At 43.5% G+C, this 20113-nt stretch carries 17 protein-coding genes and 1 pseudogene; 8 read left to right on the forward strand and 10 right to left on the reverse strand.

Annotated features, from left to right (window positions below; all coding sequences use genetic code 11):
* Positions 1–44 precede the first annotated feature (44 nt).
* A complete protein-coding gene (locus AC121Z_RS16200) occupies positions 45–206 on the reverse strand; it encodes a type II toxin-antitoxin system CcdA family antitoxin (protein WP_498125334.1) in 162 nt (53 codons plus the stop codon).
* A gap of 231 nt (positions 207–437) precedes the next feature.
* Between AC121Z_RS16200 and AC121Z_RS16205 the strand changes: the two genes are divergently transcribed.
* Both AC121Z_RS16205 and AC121Z_RS16210 read left to right on the forward strand, forming a co-directional pair.
* On the forward strand, positions 438–764 hold the full coding sequence (locus AC121Z_RS16205; protein ID WP_498125336.1) for a DUF1801 domain-containing protein: 327 nt from the start codon (positions 438–440) through the stop codon (positions 762–764).
* Between the two features lie 164 nt (positions 765–928).
* A pseudogene (locus AC121Z_RS16210) lies at positions 929–1060 on the forward strand (excalibur calcium-binding domain-containing protein); the annotation flags it as partial.
* Between the two features lie 186 nt (positions 1061–1246).
* On the opposite strand, the gene AC121Z_RS16215 reads toward AC121Z_RS16210, so the two are convergent.
* The 4 genes from AC121Z_RS16215 to AC121Z_RS16230 all read right to left on the reverse strand — a co-directional run bounded on the left by AC121Z_RS16215 (position 1247) and on the right by AC121Z_RS16230 (position 5818).
* Positions 1247–2458 carry an IS256 family transposase gene (locus AC121Z_RS16215; protein WP_498128131.1) on the reverse strand — a complete coding sequence of 404 codons (1212 nt, stop codon included), beginning with the start codon at positions 2456–2458 and terminating at the stop codon, positions 1247–1249.
* Between the two features lie 159 nt (positions 2459–2617).
* Positions 2618–4822 carry an AAA family ATPase gene (locus AC121Z_RS16220; RefSeq protein WP_498125337.1) on the reverse strand — a complete coding sequence of 735 codons (2205 nt, stop codon included), beginning with the start codon at positions 4820–4822 and terminating at the stop codon, positions 2618–2620.
* Positions 4813–5253 (reverse strand): VPA1267 family protein, encoded by a 441-nt coding sequence (locus AC121Z_RS16225; protein WP_498125338.1) that lies wholly within the window; start codon positions 5251–5253, stop codon positions 4813–4815. The genes AC121Z_RS16220 and AC121Z_RS16225 overlap by 10 nt, the downstream gene beginning before the upstream one ends.
* Position 5254: 1 nt before the next feature.
* Positions 5255–5818, reverse strand: coding sequence for a recombinase family protein (locus AC121Z_RS16230; RefSeq protein ID WP_498125339.1), 564 nt, complete (start codon positions 5816–5818; stop codon positions 5255–5257).
* 348 nt (positions 5819–6166) lie between these two features.
* On the opposite strand from AC121Z_RS16230, the gene AC121Z_RS16235 reads away from it, so the two are divergent.
* Both AC121Z_RS16235 and AC121Z_RS16240 read left to right on the forward strand, forming a co-directional pair.
* Positions 6167–7672 (forward strand): transposase, encoded by a 1506-nt coding sequence (locus AC121Z_RS16235; protein ID WP_498125341.1) that lies wholly within the window; start codon positions 6167–6169, stop codon positions 7670–7672.
* Between the two features lie 213 nt (positions 7673–7885).
* Positions 7886–8575: a glutathione S-transferase family protein gene (locus AC121Z_RS16240; RefSeq protein WP_498125342.1), complete on the forward strand. Its 690-nt coding sequence runs from the start codon at positions 7886–7888 to the stop codon at positions 8573–8575.
* Between the two features lie 72 nt (positions 8576–8647).
* On the opposite strand, the gene AC121Z_RS16245 is transcribed toward AC121Z_RS16240, so the two are convergent.
* Positions 8648–9553 carry a LysR family transcriptional regulator gene (locus AC121Z_RS16245; RefSeq protein WP_498125344.1) on the reverse strand — a complete coding sequence of 302 codons (906 nt, stop codon included), beginning with the start codon at positions 9551–9553 and terminating at the stop codon, positions 8648–8650.
* A 90-nt stretch (positions 9554–9643) separates the two neighbouring features.
* Here AC121Z_RS16245 and AC121Z_RS16250 point away from each other — a divergent pair, with 90 nt between their 5' ends.
* Complete coding sequence (locus tag AC121Z_RS16250) at positions 9644–11686, forward strand: alkyl/aryl-sulfatase (RefSeq protein ID WP_498125346.1); 2043 nt, start codon at positions 9644–9646, stop codon at positions 11684–11686.
* Between the two features lie 148 nt (positions 11687–11834).
* Here AC121Z_RS16250 and AC121Z_RS16255 read toward each other — a convergent pair whose 3' ends face one another.
* Complete coding sequence (locus AC121Z_RS16255; RefSeq protein WP_498125348.1) at positions 11835–12197, reverse strand: hypothetical protein; 363 nt, start codon at positions 12195–12197, stop codon at positions 11835–11837.
* Between AC121Z_RS16255 and AC121Z_RS16260 the strand changes: the two genes are divergently transcribed.
* Positions 12196–12711, forward strand: a complete 516-nt coding sequence (locus tag AC121Z_RS16260; protein ID WP_498125349.1) for a transposase — start codon at positions 12196–12198, stop codon at positions 12709–12711. The two genes, AC121Z_RS16255 and AC121Z_RS16260, sit on opposite strands and share 2 nt — an antisense overlap.
* Positions 12712–13298: 587 nt before the next feature.
* On the opposite strand, the gene AC121Z_RS16265 is transcribed toward AC121Z_RS16260, so the two are convergent.
* Positions 13299–16334, reverse strand: coding sequence for an efflux RND transporter permease subunit (locus tag AC121Z_RS16265; protein ID WP_498125351.1), 3036 nt, complete (start codon positions 16332–16334; stop codon positions 13299–13301).
* Between the two features lies 1 nt (position 16335).
* Positions 16336–17421 (reverse strand): efflux RND transporter periplasmic adaptor subunit, encoded by a 1086-nt coding sequence (locus tag AC121Z_RS16270; RefSeq protein WP_498125352.1) that lies wholly within the window; start codon positions 17419–17421, stop codon positions 16336–16338.
* 109 nt (positions 17422–17530) lie between these two features.
* Here AC121Z_RS16270 and AC121Z_RS16275 point away from each other — a divergent pair, with 109 nt between their 5' ends.
* Both AC121Z_RS16275 and AC121Z_RS16280 read left to right on the forward strand, forming a co-directional pair.
* Positions 17531–18160: a TetR/AcrR family transcriptional regulator C-terminal domain-containing protein gene (locus tag AC121Z_RS16275; RefSeq protein WP_498125354.1), complete on the forward strand. Its 630-nt coding sequence runs from the start codon at positions 17531–17533 to the stop codon at positions 18158–18160.
* Positions 18161–18665: 505 nt separating this feature from the next.
* Positions 18666–19223 carry a prepilin-type N-terminal cleavage/methylation domain-containing protein gene (locus tag AC121Z_RS16280; protein WP_498125356.1) on the forward strand — a complete coding sequence of 186 codons (558 nt, stop codon included), beginning with the start codon at positions 18666–18668 and terminating at the stop codon, positions 19221–19223.
* Between the two features lie 390 nt (positions 19224–19613).
* On the opposite strand, the gene AC121Z_RS16285 is transcribed toward AC121Z_RS16280, so the two are convergent.
* Positions 19614–20111, reverse strand: coding sequence for a hypothetical protein (locus AC121Z_RS16285; RefSeq protein WP_498125358.1), 498 nt, complete (start codon positions 20109–20111; stop codon positions 19614–19616).
* Positions 20112–20113 lie beyond the last annotated feature (2 nt).

Raw genomic sequence — 20113 nt, forward strand, 5'->3', positions numbered from 1 at the left:
CTCTCGTTTTCTTACTGGGTTTTTGTATACATCAAATTGCGGCATCAAAAATCCCTGTACTCATCACTTAAACTACCATTCTCGGCTAAAAATTCATTGTAGGCTTCTACCGCAGCGTTATTTTCGCGCTTCCACTTTTCAGCTTCCACAAATTTAAGTTTATCGCTTAATGCTTGCTCTAGAGTTACCGACAAGTTAACTTTCAAGCTTTGAGCCTTTTCTAACAAATCACTTTTTAGGCTTAAATTTGTTGCCTTTTTGGTGCGGCTAAATAGTAAAGGTCTGCCATAGCTAAGCTACAATTTATTCTTCACTCAGCATACGCATAGTGATGAGCATGTGAAAACGTGGTTGGCATATAGCAAGCCAATAAAGCTCACACCCTCGGTTCGTTGGTATGTTAGACGCAAAGCATTCTTCGAAAAGGAAGCTTATTTATGGACAATAACTCAATGGAATTAACCTCTATCGCAAGTGAGCTTGAGGAGTTTATTACAAGCTGTGTCCCTGATAGCAATCGCGTCAGTAAATATGGAGGGACGCTTTTCACTCTAAAGCCAGAAGAAAAAGAGGGGCAGTTCTGTGGCGTCTTTGTCTATTCTGCTCACGTCCAGTTGTCATTCAGTAATGGCCCGCAATTAAATGACGAACGTAAGATTCTTAAAGGCTCCGGCAAATTCAGAAGGCATGTGAACTTCAAAAGCCGAGACCAAATCGACTTCGCTTATATTAAAGGGCTAATATGCCAAGCTGCGAAGTTTTAAAATGATCAAGGGAATGAATCTAAATGTTTAAGAAAATTGTTATTGCCATATTCTTGGTTACTATTGGTTATCGTGTTTATGTGAACCATAGTGTGGAAGAATCCAACGTAAAGCATACTGCGCAGCAATTGCCTGTGGTTGCTTTTGAACAAGAAACTTCTTCTTTTAAATGCGACGGTAGGCAATACTGCAGTCAAATGCGTTCGCGTGAAGAAGCTGAGTTCTTCCTCCGCAATTGCCCAAACACTAAAATGGATGGGGATAACGATGGGATCCCGTGTGAGAGGCAGTTTTAGACAGGTGTCTAGCAGACAAATAAAAAGCCCTTAAAAATAAGGGCTTAATTAGAATTCTTTACAGAATATGTCTCAGGTGAACTCTAGAAAGGTTATCTATAACAAATTACAGCACAAAGCAGGGGCAGTGGAGTTGAAAACTCTTTATAATAAAGGAGCCTGTAACAGATTCTGTGTAACTGCCATTTAGTTAATGTGCTTTTCGAGGCGCTCCTCGAACTCAATCATAAAACGGCTCATTGCCTGACGCCAGTTTCGAATGGGCATCGTCCATTTCTTGCTGGCGTCTTTGATCGCAAGGTAAACCATTTTTCTTGCAGAATCATCACTGGGGAAGATTTTCCGCTTCTTGATGGCTTTACGGATCACGCTGTTGAGCGACTCAATCGCGTTGGTTGTGTAGATGGCCTTGCGTATATCTTCAGGGTAATTGAACAGCGTATTCAGATTTTGCCAATGGTTACGCCAAGACTTGGCGATTTGTGGGTACTGGTCGTCCCAGGTATCGCTGAAGCGTTCCAGTTCAAGCAAGGCTTCGTCCTCAGTCGCTGAACGGTATACACGCTTTAAATCAGCGGTTACGGCTTTGTAATCCTTCCACGAAACGTACTTTAATGAATTTCGAACCATGTGAACGATACAGAGTTGGATATGCGTTTGAGGGAAGACCGTATTAATTGCATCAGGAAAGCCTTTCAGACCATCCACGCACGCGATGAGAATATCTTCAACACCTCGCTGCTGAAGTTCAGTCAGGACGTTTAACCAGAACTTGGCACCCTCGTTCTCAGCTATCCACATGCCCATCAGCTCTTTGTGGCCTTCAGTATTGATACCCAGCGCCAAAAAGATGGATTTGTTGATGACTCGTTTGTCTTGCCGGATTTTGATTACGATACAATCCAGATAAACAATTGGGTAAATTGCATCCAGTGGGCGAGATTGCCACTCAATCACTTGTTCGATAACGGCATTGGTCACACGAGAAACCAGTGTGGGTGATATCTCTGCGCCATACCATTCATCAAAGGCGTTGACGATTTCTCGGGTGCTCATGCCTTGCGCATATAACCAGAGAATTTTATCGTCCATGGACGTGAAACGAGTTTGGTGCTTTTTGACGAGTTTGGGTTCAAAAGAGCCATCACGGTCGCGAGGCGTATCAAGTTCAAACTCGCCATCTTCGGTTTTAACCCGTTTGCTGCTTTTCCCGTTGCGGCTGTTTGTTGCGGTCGATTTATGGTGTTTCTCATAGCCAAGATGTTCATCCATTTCAGCGTTCAACGCCGCTTCAACGGTGATCTTCTTCAACATCTGACTAAATTCATTTAAGTCCTCAGGCGTTTTAATGCCTTTGGCCGCTTCCTTTGCGAAAGCTTCAAGCTCTTTTTTGTTCATTTGCATCTGCCAATCCTTAACTCTCAATAGAGTATGATGTGATTAGCAGTTACACAAAATTAGTTACAGTCTCTAATAAAGACCTGCGTTAACTCCCCCTACTTTAAAAATAAACATCTAAATCACATAATGTTTAATAATTGTTGTTTTTTGTTTGTTTTATGGTGATTTACACTCATTAATCAACATTTCTACCAAGCCTGTCTTACGTAAATAGGATGCCCCTTTTCGATAAACTGCGTACTCAAAATCTGACTTTTGACCAATGATTCTAACTTTATCTTCCGCTCGTGTAACAGCTGTGTATAGCCAACTGCGATCAAGCAACTGACCTCGCTCCAGCAGGACAATAACATTCTTCGCTTGAGAACCTTGTAGCTTATGTAGTGTTAAGCAGTAGGCGAGGTCGACATACTCAAACAAATCCCAATCAATGTTTAATACACGCGAATTACCGTCTTTATCAACATCCTCCAACTCTACAGTGCAAGCATGTTCTTCATTAGCGTCCACACTGATTATTTTGCCAAGCATCCCGTTCTGTACGTCATCTGCATACCGAGTCAGAGTAATAACAATTGGGTCGCCTTTTTTAAATGTGTAATTCCCTTTGGTTACGGGCATACCAGTTAAGTCCAGCTTATCCCCATTAGGATTGATTTCTTCTTGAAGTCTTTCGTTGACAATTCTTACCGTCGCATTTGTCGGAGCTACTACCATAGCGCTCTCGTAATTCTTGTATGCTTGCACAGCATCTTCAACTACATTAACGGCGGGTTCTTGAAAGTGGATGTCTGCCGTACTTAAGCATTTTGGCAATACTCCATCACGAATTGCTTTAGAGTAAGCAGGGACTGTACTATTAACCCCAGTCCTTCTAACGACATCAAGCTCAACATGATTGATGACGCCACTTTTAATAGCGTCATTGAGTACAAAGCCTGCATTAATAGGAGGGAGCTGATGAGGGTCACCCACGAGGATTATTCTTGCTCGGTCTGGAAACAGTGTCACCAATCGCCACATAGTGTAAGCATCTACCATTGAAGCTTCATCAATCAGCAATACACAATTATTTCCATCAATATTCTTTTCTTTTAAAAGTCGAGCTATTGTACTGGCCTTAATGCCGATAGATTGCTGTAGACGCCTTGCAGCTTTACCGGAAAGGGCTGCTGGATAAATGGTATAGCCGAGTTGACGATAAATATCTACGATGAACCTAGTAGTGGTTGTTTTGCCTGTACCTGCACCTCCACTCAATGCAAAAACATAACTGGTTAATGCTCTCCTTATCGCTTTTTCTTGCGCTTTTTCTAACACCCAACCTTCAGGGATTATTGCGTTATAAGCTTGCTCGTGTTCATCAAGCCAATGGCGTTTTATATTACGAAGCTTAGAGAACCGTTTAGCGATAGTTTTTTCAAATATGAAGTTGCCACTGACAAAATACTTATCATCCTGCTTTGTGAAACCAATGATATCGCCTTTGAGTTCTTGTGCTTTCTCAACTAACTGAAGATCATTATTGAGAAGCTTTCTGATAGTTGGCTTTATGTCATCCCATTCAGCTAATGTATGGCCTTTATCGCTCCATTGCCTAAGCGCTTCTTCGACAATAGCCGTTAATCTTTTCTCGTCTTGATCTGCAACATTAAAATGCTTTTGCGCAATCGCATCGACCTTATGAAAACGCATCCCTAATGAAAAAAGCCTATATGGGTTTTCCTTCAAAAAAGTAGTCGCATCTTTATCTGCGAATCGAAAGAGTTGTCGCTGAATTGGCTCTTCAATTTCCCATTCCACGAACTGACTTGCATATTTCAAGTTATTAAAAGCTGACATGCCTTTATATAACGTTCTTACGCGTTCATCACTTAAGAGAACAGCCCTTAACGCCTCGAAGTTTGAAATCGATTTATCGTGTTCATAAGGTGCGTCTGGGTCTTGTTCTAACGTTGCGAACAAGTGATTGGAAAATGCATCCCATAAAGTCTGAGCGTGGACAGGGCCAATACCAGGAAACAGTTTCTTGTCCTTACTTACGAACTCTACAAAACCTCTCCCGCTATCAGGCATGACACATTTAAGCTTGGGTTCCATAAATCGCCAATGATGGAGATATTTGTTTGGATGCCCTGGTATTGGTTGCTGCCGTATAACATGATTAAGCTCTTTGGCGATTTCCCATTGCTGCCCAATCCTTGGTTCAAAATTGAGTTTATCTTGAGTGGTAAGTATTGTAATGCGGTGCGCTCCGGCACGTTGAGCGTAAACAAATTGAGCACCCAGCCGAACTGCGTCTGGAGAATATTGATAAATTTGCGTCAATCGCACAAGAAACGCTTCGTTGCTTACTTCCATAGATTCATCTCAACTAGCACTTCTTTAAACTCTGACAACTTAGCGATTTCTGCGGCCAGCTTTGCATTCTCGTTTTGCAATCGGCGATTCGCCCTTTTTAGATCCCTAATTTTGGCCGAATCAGTAACCTCCTCTACGTTTTCAGACGGTTGATTTTCAACTACCTCTTCTACTTTCAACCGTGAAATTCGCTTGTGATAGATACCACTTTCCGATAGCTCATCTTGTAATTCATCGAACATCTCACGCAATTTGGGGTTGTTTTTTCTTTTAAATGCGTCCTTACCAATCTTTATTTCTGCCGCAACAGCAGCTGGGGATAATTTGCCGTCGTAGAAGAATCGATTCCAATCAGGAGAATCCTGTGATTTCATTTCATCTACCCAAGCAATGAACTTTTCCCTGTTTAACTCACCTGCTTTCTTAGTCATCCTAACCCCCTTCAACGATTCGCTTGATTGTTGTTCTACTAACTCCATAATCCTTAGCAAGTTGGTTTTGCGACCTTTGTTTGGACTTCACAAGTCTTCTGATCTTTTCTCTGTCGCGGTCAGATATGGTTTTAGGCCTCCCCATATGTTTGCCCTGTGCGATGGCGTGTTGGCGACCCTCGGTAGTATTTTTAACAATGAGACTTTTATTAAGCTCAGCGAAAACGGCAATAACATGGAGAACTGCTTTGCCAAACGGAGAGTCGTCAGCGCTATTGATTACACCGTCCAGGGTTGTTAGAGAGGCGCCTTTAGAGTGGATATCGTCAATTGCATCCATGATTCCTTTCAAGCTTCGGCCAAGGCGATCAAGCTTAGTAACGCACACCACGTCACCCCGCCTTATGTAACGGATCATTTCCTCAAGCTTAGATTGGTTATCTTTAGAGTTGCCGCTTTGCTTGCCCGAAAATATCTCACTACACCCAAAGTCTTTTAATGCTTGCACTTGGGAGGCAAGGTCTTGTTCCTGTGTGCTTACCCTTGCAAATCCAATTAAAGCCATTCCTATGAACCTGTACTAAAGTTATACCTTTAGTGCACATCATAATGAGTCGAACTTTATATGTCAAAGTACATTTAAGTTCATACACTTAATTAACTACATTAATTAGGTTCATAATTAAAGAATTGTTCAAATAGACTTTTAATGGTGGGGCTGATAGGAGTGATCGGTTCTGCTGGTCTACAGTGATCACTTCTGCTGCTTGGAATGATCATTCAGTGCCATAAGGAGGCATTGAAGAGGTCGTTTTTGACTGGCAGTTGCCATCCGCAACCGGACACTCAGCCAGTCGTAAACTGGTACTCTTTTTGCCACACTCGTCGGTACATAATTCAGGGATGAACAAATGTGCAGGCAAAGCAACAAAGTGAAACATACAAGCGCCATCGACCTGAAACAACGCTACTCTATCAATTAGTTGAACGATACTACCCTGAGTTTACCGATAACTTAGCGGTGCAAGGTAAGAATCTACCCAAATATGTTGAGCGTGAGTTTGATGAGTTCTTGCGTTGTGGTCGACTAGAGCACGGCTTTTTACGCGTGGTATGTGGCGACTGCAAGCATGAGAAGTTAGTCGCTTTTAGCTGTAAGCGACGCGGGTTCTGCCCTAGCTGCGGAGCCAGAAGAATGGCAGAAAGTGCCGCGCTTCTTGTAGATGATGTATTACTTGGTTATCCAATTCGCCAGTGGGTCTTAAGCTTACCCATTCCACTTCGGCTGTTGCTAGCAAGAAACCCAAGTGAATTAAGCAAAGTGATGCAAATCATTCATCGCGTCATTTCCACGCATATTGTGAACAAAGCAGGCTTTACCAACAAACAAGCGAAAACTGGGGCAGTTACCCTTATTCAGCGATTTGGTAGCGCCCTTAATCTAAACATCCATTTCCACATGTTGTTCTTAGAAGGCGCGATTAGTGAAAATCCATGGGGTGGCACAACTTTTACCCGCATCAAAGCGCCGTCCCATAGCGACATGGTGGAGCTAGTGCACACCATTAGCTGTCGCATTGCCAACTATTTGGAGAAAGTGGGGTTAGTGGAGCGCGACATAGAAAACAGTTTTCTTAACTTACCTATTGATGATGAAGATAGTCTATTGCAGTTGCAAGGGGCCTCCGTAAGCTATCGCATTGCTATGGGACCACAACAAGGTCAAAAGGTATTTACGCTACAAACCTTACCTTCAAGCTCCAAGGGTGAATATGGTCAGTTAGCCAATACAAGCGGGTTTTCGCTGCATGCGGGAGTGTTTGCTGATGCCGACGAGCCAGAGAAATTAGAAAGGCTATGCCGTTACATTAGTCGCCCCGCAATTAGTGAGCAACGTTTAAACATGACAGACCATGGGAAAGTGCGCTATGAATTGAAAACGCCGTATCGAGATGGCACTACACATGTATTCTTTAACCCAATTGATTTCATTGGCAAACTAGTAGCGCTCATTCCTCCACCTAGACTTAACCTGACTCGATTTTATGGGGTATTTGCACCTAACAGCAATGTGAGGGCAAAAGTAACAGCCTCACAACGGGGAAAGAACAGCCCTCGTTTAGCAGAGCATTTGAAGGGTTCAAATAAACCCTACCATGCCCGTAGCATGTCGTGGGCGCAAAGGTTAAAAAGAGTCTTCAATATTGACATAACCGAGTGCGAAAAATGTCAAAAACATAATGTCACCATAATTGCCTGCATTATAGACACTGTTGTTATTCAAAAAATACTGGGGCATTTAGACAAAATTTACCCGCTATCGACTCAAGTGGCGTTATTTCCACCCCTACGAGCGCCTCCTGATGAGCAGTACGATGAATACTTTACCGTTCAACGCGACTTCGATTTTGGGGCATAGGCCATTCATGGCAGGGCTGATTGCGCGTAGCTCTCGTCATTCAGTACCTAAGGACTGCTAACATAAGCTATTAACGGGCGTCATTTTCACAAATATCACCACACACCTCCTTTCGAAAAAATCAATCACAACCTAAAGACAGCTGTAATAATGGGTAGTGTATAGCGTTAATTCGACTTATACTTAGATATTCACCTGTATACAGCCTCTACCATGAACGGTTGGAAACCAGTGGTTTTCCTAGAGGAAGCCGGCGTCGATTACGACCTAACTCATATTGACTTTTCAAAGCAGGAGCAAAAAGCGCCAAACTACCTGAAACTTAATCCTAATGGGCGCATCCCGACTATCGTCGATCGCTCCAATAACGATTTTGTTGTTTTTGAATCTGGCGCTATTCTTTGGTACTTAGCTGAAAAATATGGCAAATTCCTACCGTCTGAGCCGGATCAGAAGTCCAAAACCCTGCAATGGTTAATGTTTCAGATTGGGGGAATTGGCCCAATGATGGGACAAGCGATGTACTTTCAGCGCATTGCCGCAAAGAATGGAAACGAGGTACCGTTTGCGATTGAGCGCTATGTGGATGAAAGTCGTCGCTTGATGGAAGTGTTAAACACCCATTTGCAAGGCAAAGAATTTTTGGTCAATAACGAGTACACGATTGCTGATATGGCCACATACACCTGGGCGCGTGCGTACTATTGGGCAAACGTAAGTGTTGATGGTTTGGAGCACCTGCAGGCTTGGTTTGATAGAATCGACGCTCGCCCTGCTACCCAGCGTGCACTCGAAATCCCAGAGCCGTTTTGGGCATTTTTTGGTAAAGGCAACGTTGCAGCTCAAGAGCGAGAAAACGCTGAGCGCTTCAAATCTGACGTGAGGGCCCATGGTCAGCAGTAAGTGTTTTCCTCAGCTCACTACCTTGCAAACACTTGGTAAATCGTAATGAGCGTCGTTGCATTGAAAATGCGCTCATTTCAAACAGTGAAAAGCAAGCTCTCGCAGCCATTGATGAGCAGGCTCTTGATCGGAAAATCTTGGCCAGGATAAAAAAATATCGATCTGGGGCGAGTCAAGTGGAAAGTCTTTGACCAACAGATCAAAATGTTCGGCTAATAGGGTTGCCAGTCGACGGGGCAAAACCCCGATGCAATGCGCTTTTTTTATCGCCATCACCGCAGACGTAGCTGAACAAGCGCGTGCGCAAATCTGGCGTTCGTTTAGTCGCCTGCCTAAGATTGCATCAAGCTGATTAATGGTACTTTTCATCTGTGGTTGCACGACATGGCGTAATTCAAAAAAGGTGAATTCGTCTATCACTTGATGCGCCTTTGGATGCTGGGCTGACATCACCAAAGTGAGAGATTCTTGGCATAATTTGCGGGTTGGAAAAGACGCTGCTAGTGATTTGTCATAGTGCAGTAGTAAATCGAGTTGGCCTTTGTCTAGTAGCTCCAATCCGACATCAAAGTTTAATGCACTGGATTCAATCGTCGCGAGCGGTGCTAAATGTTCAAGTTGGGTCAGCAACTCACCTAACAGTATCATGTCAAAATAATCGCCCCCCATAACGCTAAACTTGTGTTCACAGAGTTCGGGTTTGAACTCTTGGTTTGGTGAGAGCTCTACTCTCAGTCCATCTAATGAAGAGCGAATACCCTCATACATCGCTTTAGCTTTTGCAGTTGGTAACATGCCTTGGCGGGTTCGAATAAATAAGTCGTCTTTAAAGGTCACCCTAAGCCGTTGCAGGGCGGCGCTTGCCGCGGGTTGACTCATCCCTAAATACTCAGCGGCGAGATTGATTTGACCATGTTCCATAATGGCTTCAAATACAGGTAGCAAGTTAAGGTCGATAGACTTCAAATTCAGCTTCATGGATTTTACAAATATAAAATATTGATTGGATGGATAATACTGAAGTTTCTATACTAGCTCAAATTATCGCCAATTCGAGCATCATGAGGTATGCACGTGACTCGATCAAAACACCTGCCTAAATGGTTCAGTTTTTTCCTGTTGCTGCAGACACTTACCGGATGCACAGAGCAGGTTGCATTTGAGCCTGACGCCAATTCAGTCGGTCACACCGCAGCCACTCCGGCTACAATTCAAGCGAACCAAGCTGTCTATGCATCTCGGCCCTTTGCGAATACCACCGACTTTGAGCTTGCCCGCCAAGGTTTGGTGGCACAGGACACCGATTTACTGATTACCGCCCAGCAAGGAGAGGTGATATGGGATATGAATGCTTATGGGTTTATCGATCCACAAGGCGAAAATGCACCGGATAGCGTTAATCCGAGTCTGTGGAGACAAGCTGCCCTGAATAATATACACGGTTTGTTTTCAGTTACTAAGGGCGTCTATCAGCTGCGGGGCTACGACTTGGCCAATATGTCAATCATTGAGGGGGATAGTGGTTGGATCATCGTTGATCCTTTGACCGTTACCGAAACCGCCAGTCGGGCTTTTTTATTCGCACAAACACATTTGGGTAAAAAGCCCGTCAAAGCGATTATTTTCACGCACAGTCATCTTGACCACTTTGGCGGTGTTAAAGGCATATTACAGCACTTGACTGCGCAGGAACGAAGTGAACTCCAAATAATTGCACCTGCTGGATTTGACCATGAGGCGACAAGCGAAAACATTGTCGCGGGTGTGGCTATGGGACGCAGGGCAGGCTACATGTATGGTAAATATCTTGCGGTTGATGAAAGAGGCCATGTAGGCAATGGTTTGGGTAAGCAACCCGCCTTTGGCACTTTTAGCTATCAGCGACCGACGCAACTTATATCATCCGATAACACAACGCTGAGCATTGATGGAGTAACCTTTGTCTTTCAAATAGTGTCAGGTTCCGAAGCTCCTGCTGAATTTACTTTCTATCTTCCCCAACTAAAAGCCTTCTGTGGAGCAGAGTTGGTCAGCCGAAATATGCATAATTTATATACATTGCGCGGCGCTAAAGTTAGAGATGCGATGCTGTGGTCACGTTATATCGACGAGGCGCGTCAACGTTTTGCCGATGCAGAAGTTTACTTTGCCAGCCATCATTGGCCAGTTTGGGGAAAAGCGCAAATCAGTGATTTTCTGGCACAACAGCGAGACACCTATAAATATATCCATGATCAAACTGTACGCATGATAAATCATGGTTTTACGCCGAATGAAATAGCCAATACAATAAAATTACCTCAAGAATTAACTCAAAATTTTCATAATCAGGGGTACTACGGCAGCGTGCAACATAATGCCAAGGCGGTCTACCAATACTACCTAGGCTGGTACAATGCCAATCCCGCACAACTGCACCCTCTGCCAGAAACTGCAGCGGCGCAACGCTATATGCAAATGATGGGCGGCACAGATGCGGTGGTAAACGCCGCAACTGAGCAGTTTGAGCAAGCCAATCAAGCTGATGGTGATGCTGCGAATGCGACTTACCGTTGGTTAGCCGAATTACTTAATCACGCTGTCTTTGCCGCACCGGATAACCTCTCTGCAAAAGCGCTACTGGCCAAAGTTTACGACCAACTCGGTTATCAAGCGGAGTCTGCGCCTTGGCGCGGTGTTTATTTGAGTGCGGCAAATGAGTTGCGCAACGGCAAGCCAGCCAAGGGTATAGAACCAAGGGCGATGAAGGATATTTTGCTTAATACTGATGTAGAAAACTTCTTTACCACAATGGCCGTGCGTTTGAATGGAGAAAAGGCTCAGGGTGTGCAATTAAGCATTAAGGTAAACTTTACTGACCTAAATCAGCATTACCTTTTGACCGTGAACAATTCGGTTCTTCATCACCAAGCAGTGAGCGCCAACACTCTGGCTGAAACCGTGATCAGCGTCACCGTTCCAATGTTTGTCGATATTCTAGTGGGCGATGCCAACATTCGGGATGCGTTGTTTGGTAACGAACTGGAGATAACCGGTAGCAAACTTGATTTATTGACGTTTGTTGGCCTGCTAGACAAGCCAGATGGTCTGTTTAATATCGTTACACCATGACACTCGTTAAATGTTTGGCGTTTTTCTGTTGGTGTTGGCAGGAGCGCTTCCCTATCGGTGTTACAATCGTTATTGGTCGGTTGAATAGCGCCTTGACACAGGTTTGCCTTCTATGTGAGCGTTTAGTCTCTGTGCCCGCAAATTCCGTTTATCGACTTGCACTTAACTCCACCAATTCACGACGTCCACCAATAAATTTGGTCGCTAGCATCTGCTGCGCGTTCACATCACTGACGTATATAACGTCTTTGTTTACGCGCGTTATCTCATTGAACTCTGCTGTAGCAAGGTTGTATTGCCAAAGCATATGGTCGCCGTCGAGACCATAGATTGAGCCGTTGCGCATGACGGCGCGTTTGCCGTATAGCTTGCCGTTTAGTTGCGGTATCGGAGTTGTGTTGCCATCAGCGTATAGCCAACACTGCTTTTGGTTGTCGCAATACACAATGCGTTCGTCGTCGGCATAGGCTGCCCACATCACATCTTCAAGCGCTGAGCAACGTTTAAACATGACAGACCATGGGAAAGTGCGCTATGAATTGAAAACGCCGTATCGAGATGGCACTACACATGTATTCTTTAACCCAATTGATTTCATTGGCAAACTAGTAGCGCTCATTCCTCCACCTAGACTTAACCTGACTCGATTTTATGGGGTATTTGCACCTAACAGCAATGTGAGGGCAAAAGTAACAGCCTCACAACGGGGAAAGAACAGCCCTCGTTTAGCAGAGCATTTGAAGGGTTCAAATAAACCCTACCATGCCCGTAGCATGTCGTGGGCGCAAAGGTTAAAAAGAGTCTTCAATATTGACATAACCGAGTGCGAAAAATGTCAAAAACATAATGTCACCATAATTGCCTGCATTATAGACACTGTTGTTATTCAAAAAATACTGGGGCATTTAGACAAAATTTACCCGCTATCGACTCAAGTGGCGTTATTTCCACCCCTACGAGCGCCTCCTGATGAGCAGTACGATGAATACTTTACCGTTCAACGCGACTTCGATTTTGGGGCATAGGCCATTCATGGCAGGGCTGATTGCGCGTAGCTCTCGTCATTCAGTACCTAAGGACTGCTAACATAAGCTATTAACGGGCGTCATTTTCACAAATATCACCACACACCTCCTTTCGAAAAAATCAATCACAACCTAAAGACAGCTGTAATAATGGGTAGTGTATAGCGTTAATTCGACTTATACTTGAACGCGATTTGTGCCCCTAGTAGTGAGCCATGTTGATAGCCTGTACCTGCGGAAATCTGAGTGTTAGCGTGAGCGAGTCCTGGTACAGACAGAGTGCATATCAGTATAATTGATTTGAATTTCATTGGTGGTTCCTACGATTTTCAAGTATCCATTTACCTTGATATGGGGTATCTATGGCATCGAAGCTAATAGCTTTATGTGTATTTAATGAGTTAGATCCTGATAGCACAATCGCAGTGCATGCCATTGCAAAATAAGGTGGTTTTTTCATGGTTTAGTTTCCAGCGGTTAGGGTAGATTTATGGACCTAAAGCTAAGTCATAAAGAGTCAACTGAAGGTCAATTAATCTATTTTATAATCGCTGTTTTCGTTACATTTAATTAGAGTAGCGTATTCTTCAGCGATAACTCACCCTGAATAAAATACTGTACAACAAGGGGACGGCGATCATTGTCAAAATCGTCGCAAAGGCAAGCCCGCCCATAATTGTTACTGACATATCAGCAAAAAACGGGTCAAAAAGCAGGGGAGCCATTCCTAAAATAGTGGTGATTGCAGCAAGGGCGACTGGGCGTAAACGACTCACACTAGCGGTAACAATGGCTGTTTTTTTGTCTTTACCTTCGTCGATTTGTAAATCAATTTCTTCAATCAGCACAATGGCGTTTTTAATCAACATGCCAAATAGACTCAAAAACCCGAGTAAGGACATAAAGCCGAACGGCAAATCAGCAGCTAGCAGACCTGACACAACACCCACTATCGCCATTGGAACGGTTAACCATATAATAAGTGGCTGTCTTGCTCGTCCAAACAACAGCACAGAGACTAAAAACATCACTAAAAATCCAATCGGCAGCCCAGAGCCGAGTGCCTCTTGAGCTTCGGCAGACGCTTCGTATTCGCCGCCCCATTCTAAAATGTAGCCGTCGGGCAGGGTAATTGATTCAATTTGTGGACGAATTCGACTAAAGGCTTTGCCAGCAGTCTCTTGTACGCCCGGTTCGGCAAAAACAGTGATGGTTCTAACACGATTGCGCCTGTGTATTTGGGTTTCTTCGTTGATTAACTCTACGCCGGTTGAAACCTGTTGAAACGGCAGATAGGTACGCTCTGAAGAACTCCATACTTGATTGTTTTCGATAGCCTCAAGCTCAGAGCTATTGGCGGCAGACATTTTTGCTTTTATTGAATATATATAATCGCCATCAACTACCTGACCTAGCTCTAAACCATTGGTTGCATATTGAATTGCTTGACTAAAATCATTTCGCGACACGCCTGCGATACCAGCACTAAAAGCATCATAATGGGTGTTAATGGCCAAACCTTTCCCGCGCCAATTATGGCGAATGTCATGTAATTTACCGTCTTCGAACATAATGTTTTGTGCTTGCGTAGCTAAATGCCTTAAAACCTCAGGGTCGGGGCCTGAGAATCGAGCCGCTAACTTTGCTCCTCCACCTGGACCAAACTGCATCCGTTCACTATAAAAACTCGCATTTAAATCGCTTGAGGGAAGTGTTGTGCTGAGCTGTTTTATCAATGCTGGAATTTGTTCACGGGTCTTCGAACGTACTAAGAAAAATGCGTAACTTTCATTGGCCTGTTGAGGCGCATAGGTCAGGGTAAACCGGTCTGCTCCTTGGCCAATAAAAGTGGTAACTGCGGAAACCTCTTCTTGCTGTAGGATTATTTGTTCAGCTTTCTTAGCCTGTAACGTTGTGCTCCTAATGTCCTGAGATTGTGGTCCCCAATAATGAATCAAGAATAGAGGTGCATTTGAAGACGGGAAAAAACCTTGTTTGACCATCCCAAAGCTTGCATAAGCAATCACGGTTACCAAGATTAGAAAGGCGATTGAAACCCAACGAAATTTGAGTGCAAAGTGCAATATAGACAGGTAGCCTCGGTAGAAAAAATTAGGTTCCTCATCTCGTTGATCGCTATCACCCACCTGATAAAAGTATTTGCCGAATAGCGGCACTACAGTGGTTGCTAATACCCAGCTTAAGAGCAAAGAAACCATTACTACAGCAAACAAGGAGTAGAGGAATTCGCCGGTTGCATCATCGGATAAGCCGATACCCGAAAACGCAGCAATTCCGATAACAGTAGCACCCAGTAGCGGCCATTGAGTGCGCTTAACAATAAAGCTTGCTGCTTCGGTTGCAGATTTTCCTTGGCGCATTCGCAGCATCATTCCTTCAGCGACAACTATCGCGTTGTCCACTAGCATGCCCATTGCTATAACCATTGCACCAAGAGAGATCCGCTGCAGTTGCAAACCCATCAACCACATGATTAACACAGTACCCATAACAGTAACTAGTAAAACGGATCCCACTACGATCCCGCTACGCCACCCCATAAATAAACATAGAGTGATAGTAACCACCGAAACCGATAACACTAAGTTAGTAATGAATCCGTCGACAGAGCGCTGGACCAAAGAAGCTTGATCATAAATAGGAGAGAGACTTAGTCCAGCCGGTAGTTTTGATAATAGCGTATCGACCTTGGCTTTGACGTTTTTACCGACATCGACAATATTAACATCATCAAGCGCAGACACCGCGAGGGTAATAGCCTCGTTGCCTTGATGTCTGACCAACACCGGTTGTATGTCTACTGCGCCAATCTCTAATTCGGCAATATCGCGAATTTTGATTGAGCGGGTAGTACCAGGCACGACAAGACTTAAATTGTAAATCTCATCCAGGCGGTCTGCTGCGCTTTCAATTGCAATTCTGACTTTTTTACCGTCAACCGCAATTCGTCCACCATTAAATGGTTTTAAGTTTTCGGCTAGCAAATTAGTCAAATCTGGAAACGAAATTCCTAGACCGGCAATTTCATAAGGGTTGATATAAGCAACAATCTGCTCTTGTTGCACGCCCGTTACCTGAACTTTTGCTACCCCTTCTGTTACCAACAAATCTCGTCGAATTACACGGGCAAACTCACGTAATTCTTGTGGGCTAAAGTCGGGAGCCGTAAGAGCGTAATACATACCGTATACGTCACCAAAATCATCGTACACCATTGGCGATTGTGCGCTACTGGGAAGCGAACTAGCCTCGTCTCTAACGCGTTTTCGCAATTCATCCCATATTTGAGGCAACATATTAGTGTCGTAATGTGGTTCAACTTCTACTGTGATTTCAGAAACGCCAGGCTTTGAAATAGACGTCACCCGATAGAGTTGTGACATTTGCTGGATGGCAATTTCTAAAGGCTCGGTAATTTCTCGTTCAACTTTTATCGCGCTTGCGCCAGGGTAAAGAGTTACTACGCGCACTTGCTTGATTGTAAATGCAGGGTCTTCTAGGCGGCCTATGTTATTAAGCGCTACCAAGCCGCCAATTAGGAGTACCAATACTAACAGCCAGACATTAACCGGCTTTTTAATTGCATAACGGGCAATATCCATATTAGCGCTCCGCTTGATAGGCTTTTACGCGAAGCCCTTCTCGCATTTTGTTAGCACCGGCAGCGACAACACGATCTTCAATAGTCAGAGAGCCCTCAACTAACGCGTAGTCACCATCAATCTGTAAAACATCGATTTTAACCGGTTCGACTAGTTGTGTGCTTTGATTAAACTTCCATACTTTAAAGCCTTCATTGTCATTTCCTACAAGTGACGAAAATGGCACTAGAAACCCTTCGCCGAAGTGTTGACGATTCAATGTAACCTCTACTACGGCGCGGGCACCAGGGGTTAAGCTGCTGTCACTTATTTTAGCAGCAAACACAATCTTGTAGGTTTGAGTAACTGGATCGGGCTGAGTGTCGTGCTCTACGTATTCGAGTATGTATTGTTTTTCGGGTGAGCTAATTATAGTCGCGTTAGCTTGTAATAAAGAGCCTTCTTGATAACCACTTACAAGACGCTCAGGAACATTGATATTAAAGTAAAAGCGAGAAATATCCTGCAGTCGCGCGATGATCTCACCTGATTTCACATAGCTCCCTTTGTCAACTAAACGTTCTGATACTTGAGCATCAAACGGTGCGACTAGTGTTGTATAACTTAAATCTTTTTTCGCTCTTTTTAAGGCAATTTCAGCAAGTTCAAAACTGGTTTTTGCGCTATCAAACTCACTCAGCGAAGCAAGCCCTTTTTCAAAAGTAGTCGAAATCCTATCTAGGTCACGACGGGCTTGTGTAAAACGAGCTTCAGCTTCGTCTACCAATTGGTTGAAGGGGGTAGGGTCAAGTTGTGCAAGTACATCGCCTTTTTTCACGAGTGTACCCGTTTGTAAATTGGTGCTTATTAATCGACCGGATACTTCAAAGCTTTCATCTATGGTTTTAACCGCAGAGACTTCAGCTGGGAAAGTTCGCTTTGTAACATCCGAAGCATCCAGTACTTGGCTTAGTTTGACCGTAACTATGGCATCAGCAGGCGATTCTTCTTTCTGCGTTTCAGAGCAAGCCGTGATTAATGAGAAAATAGCTAGAAAAACAAGGATAAGTTTTCGTTGCGCTCGCAAACTAAGACTTTCGTTATTCATATTTAATCCAAATAAGTAAACTACACGGTATAGTTTATAATATAAATTTGAAAAGTAAACTGATCAGTGTAAAAATGATCGAAGATTATGTGGAAGTATAGTGTCATGAATGAAGTTAAAGACCATGAGCGAAGGTAAAAAAACGCGCAGCGAATTAAAGCGTGAAGCTATTTTGCAAGGTGCGGTAAAGGCGTTTAAAGAATTTGGTGTTAACGACACTAGCATGGACAAAATTGCGGAAGTAGCACAGGTCTCGAAACGCACTGTATATAATCACTTCGCAAGTAAGGAAGTGCTAGTCACCCATGTAATCAAGGAAATTTGGTGTCAAAATGTAGTGACGTCTGAGCTTGTCTATACGCCAGAGACTTCGTTAAAAGCCCAACTCGTAGTCTTAATTGAAAATGAACTCAACCTGGCAAAACACACTGATACAATCGAGTTAATAAGAGTTGCTATCACTGAATCAATAAATAATCCCGAATTGTTTAATAGAGAAGTGCATCAGTTTTTTGAACAAGACACAGCACTTGTAAGATGGTTAAAAGCCGCAAACGCTGATAAACGATTTAAAACGATGGATCCGTATAAAGCGAATGAGCAGATAGTGAGTTTGCTTAAAGGACAAGCCTTTTGGCCTCAAATTATCCGGTTTGATCCCCCACTTGATGATCAGCAGCGTACGACCCTTGCAAACGATACTGCAGATATGTTTTTGGCGTATTACTCAAAGCAGTAATAGACGTCAAGCAATGCTTTAAGAAGATAACGCTGCAATAAGCGGCCAAGTAATAGTTAACTAAAATGTGAAACACGCTTGCGAATATATGTTCCATCGCACGGAGTGTGCGAGCTTGATTGGCTTAGTTGCCATTGCTAAAACTACGATCGGTCAGTTTTTTAAAAAGCATTTGAACGAAATCTTTGCCGTTGATGCGCTAGTTGCATTCTGAGGTTGGAAAGTAGATTTTAATTTTAGCTTCGACAAATGAAGCATTGGTTGGATTCGCGTTTTGAAATTAACTGTTCTGTGCCAGTAGCTGCCGTTGGTTTCAGCATTGCTGAACGATCACTTTGTACGTATTCCAGGCAGTCAGTTTTTTATATAATCGACGTGACATAAGGGCATTTTAGCTGACATTCAACAAACGCTGAGTTACACTGCGCTGAAAGGAAGTTTTGTCACAAAAATACCACCGCCAATGGCAAGGAAAAAAAAGTTTGGACTCATGTAGGTCGTCATAATGAATACCAGAACACTCGCGCTAAAAGCCAGAGGCTTCACGCTCATTGAGTTAATCATAGTGATTGTAATCCTGGGGATCATAGCAGCCAGTGCAGCTCCGCGTTTTCTGGATTTTTCTGCAGATGCAAAAGTCAGTGTACTTAAAAGCACAGCATCGGCAATGAAAAATACAGCAGACTTAGTTAGAACCAAATCGCTTATCCAAAACATTGAGAATGGTAATGTTACTATAGAGAACATCGGGTTGCCGTCTGACCAATTACAGGTATATGGCGGGTACCCTGAAGGTTATTGGAATGGCGTTTGGAAATATATTTTAGATATCGGCAAGCCTATTGATTTTACAAGAAGCAACAGAACGTGCACTGTCAATGACTTATGTGGTGTAGGAAGGCAAACTAACGCTCCAGGCTTCCCCGAAACAACCAATGGTGCAAATGGTTTAGTGCTAATTTGGCTAAAAGGTATGACATTGTCTGATTTATGCTATGCCTATTATTACAATCGTGAGGATGGAACAGTACCGACAACCGGTTCCGTGACCTCTGGCTGTTGATATTTGAAGATGGGAATCTACTACTTCTGCTTTACATACACTTTTATCATTCGTGATCTCGATTTTCCACCGGATCGTATGTCTGTTAATTGTCTTTAGCGGATCTTAAGGTTGAACTCACTCAAGATCTGCAATTCGCTCGTAGCGGTCAGTTTCTCCAGCACAAAGTTCAATATTCACCAGTGCAGCGGATCTGTTCGAATCAGCATGGCGAGCAGTTTAGATCAGCGCCGCCATTTTAAACTGTTACAGCATGATTGAGTTGGCTCCCTCAACAGCAGGGACATCTGCTTCGCAGAGCGAGGGATAAACTGATGGAAAACACTTCGTGTTTACACACAGCTTATCTCCTCTTGCCCACAGCTGTCAGTCGCTAAGGCAATAATCTTATTAATTTCTATTTTTTGCAGGTAAACCATTGTCAATCGTCGCAGCAAGCTTATTTAAATCAACGTTATCCATTTTTTGAAGGTTGTGCTGCCACCTGGCAAATCTTTCGAGCAGAATGTCGTTTTGATCACTTAGTCTTTTATTCTCTGAATAAAGCTTCTCGTTCTCGCTTTCAAGCTTTTCAACTCGTTTGATAAGTTCAACTATGGTTGCATTATCACTACTCAAATTTTTCAATAAATGGCTCAACTTATCAGAGCTTTCAAAAAGCGTTTTAGCCTCTTCTATCGCAACTGACTTCTTGTTTCTCAACTCCTGTTTCTTTAAATCAAATGCATGTTTGATATCAGCGTAATTTGAATAAGTGAAACGCGATGGCGGCTCCTTTAGGCCTAACTCCTTCTGTAGTTTTTCTGAGAGCAAGTTATAGGTCAGCTTGCCGCTCCACCCATCGATGATTGCCAGTATCTTTTCTTTGTTGTTTTCTACAAAAGCCACCT

It is taken from the genome of Alteromonas sp. DYW1 (genome assembly GCF_059752595.1).

Excerpts from the sequence above, each read along its gene's own strand:
- AC121Z_RS16205 (WP_498125336.1), top strand. The coding sequence starts at position 438 with ATGGACAATAACTCAATGGAATTAACCTCTATCGCAAGTGAGCTTGAG.
- AC121Z_RS16215 (WP_498128131.1), bottom strand. The coding sequence starts at position 2,458 with ATGAACAAAAAAGAGCTTGAAGCTTTCGCAAAGGAAGCGGCCAAAGGC.
- AC121Z_RS16220 (WP_498125337.1), bottom strand. The coding sequence starts at position 4,822 with ATGGAAGTAAGCAACGAAGCGTTTCTTGTGCGATTGACGCAAATTTAT.
- AC121Z_RS16225 (WP_498125338.1), bottom strand. The coding sequence starts at position 5,253 with ATGACTAAGAAAGCAGGTGAGTTAAACAGGGAAAAGTTCATTGCTTGG.
- AC121Z_RS16230 (WP_498125339.1), bottom strand. The coding sequence starts at position 5,818 with ATGGCTTTAATTGGATTTGCAAGGGTAAGCACACAGGAACAAGACCTT.
- AC121Z_RS16240 (WP_498125342.1), top strand. The coding sequence starts at position 7,886 with ATGAACGGTTGGAAACCAGTGGTTTTCCTAGAGGAAGCCGGCGTCGAT.
- AC121Z_RS16245 (WP_498125344.1), bottom strand. The coding sequence starts at position 9,553 with ATGAAGCTGAATTTGAAGTCTATCGACCTTAACTTGCTACCTGTATTT.
- AC121Z_RS16250 (WP_498125346.1), top strand. The coding sequence starts at position 9,644 with ATGCACGTGACTCGATCAAAACACCTGCCTAAATGGTTCAGTTTTTTC.
- AC121Z_RS16260 (WP_498125349.1), top strand. The coding sequence starts at position 12,196 with ATGACAGACCATGGGAAAGTGCGCTATGAATTGAAAACGCCGTATCGA.
- AC121Z_RS16255 (WP_498125348.1), bottom strand. The coding sequence starts at position 12,197 with ATGTTTAAACGTTGCTCAGCGCTTGAAGATGTGATGTGGGCAGCCTAT.
- AC121Z_RS16265 (WP_498125351.1), bottom strand. The coding sequence starts at position 16,334 with ATGGATATTGCCCGTTATGCAATTAAAAAGCCGGTTAATGTCTGGCTG.
- AC121Z_RS16270 (WP_498125352.1), bottom strand. The coding sequence starts at position 17,421 with ATGAATAACGAAAGTCTTAGTTTGCGAGCGCAACGAAAACTTATCCTT.
- AC121Z_RS16275 (WP_498125354.1), top strand. The coding sequence starts at position 17,531 with ATGAAGTTAAAGACCATGAGCGAAGGTAAAAAAACGCGCAGCGAATTA.
- AC121Z_RS16280 (WP_498125356.1), top strand. The coding sequence starts at position 18,666 with ATGAATACCAGAACACTCGCGCTAAAAGCCAGAGGCTTCACGCTCATT.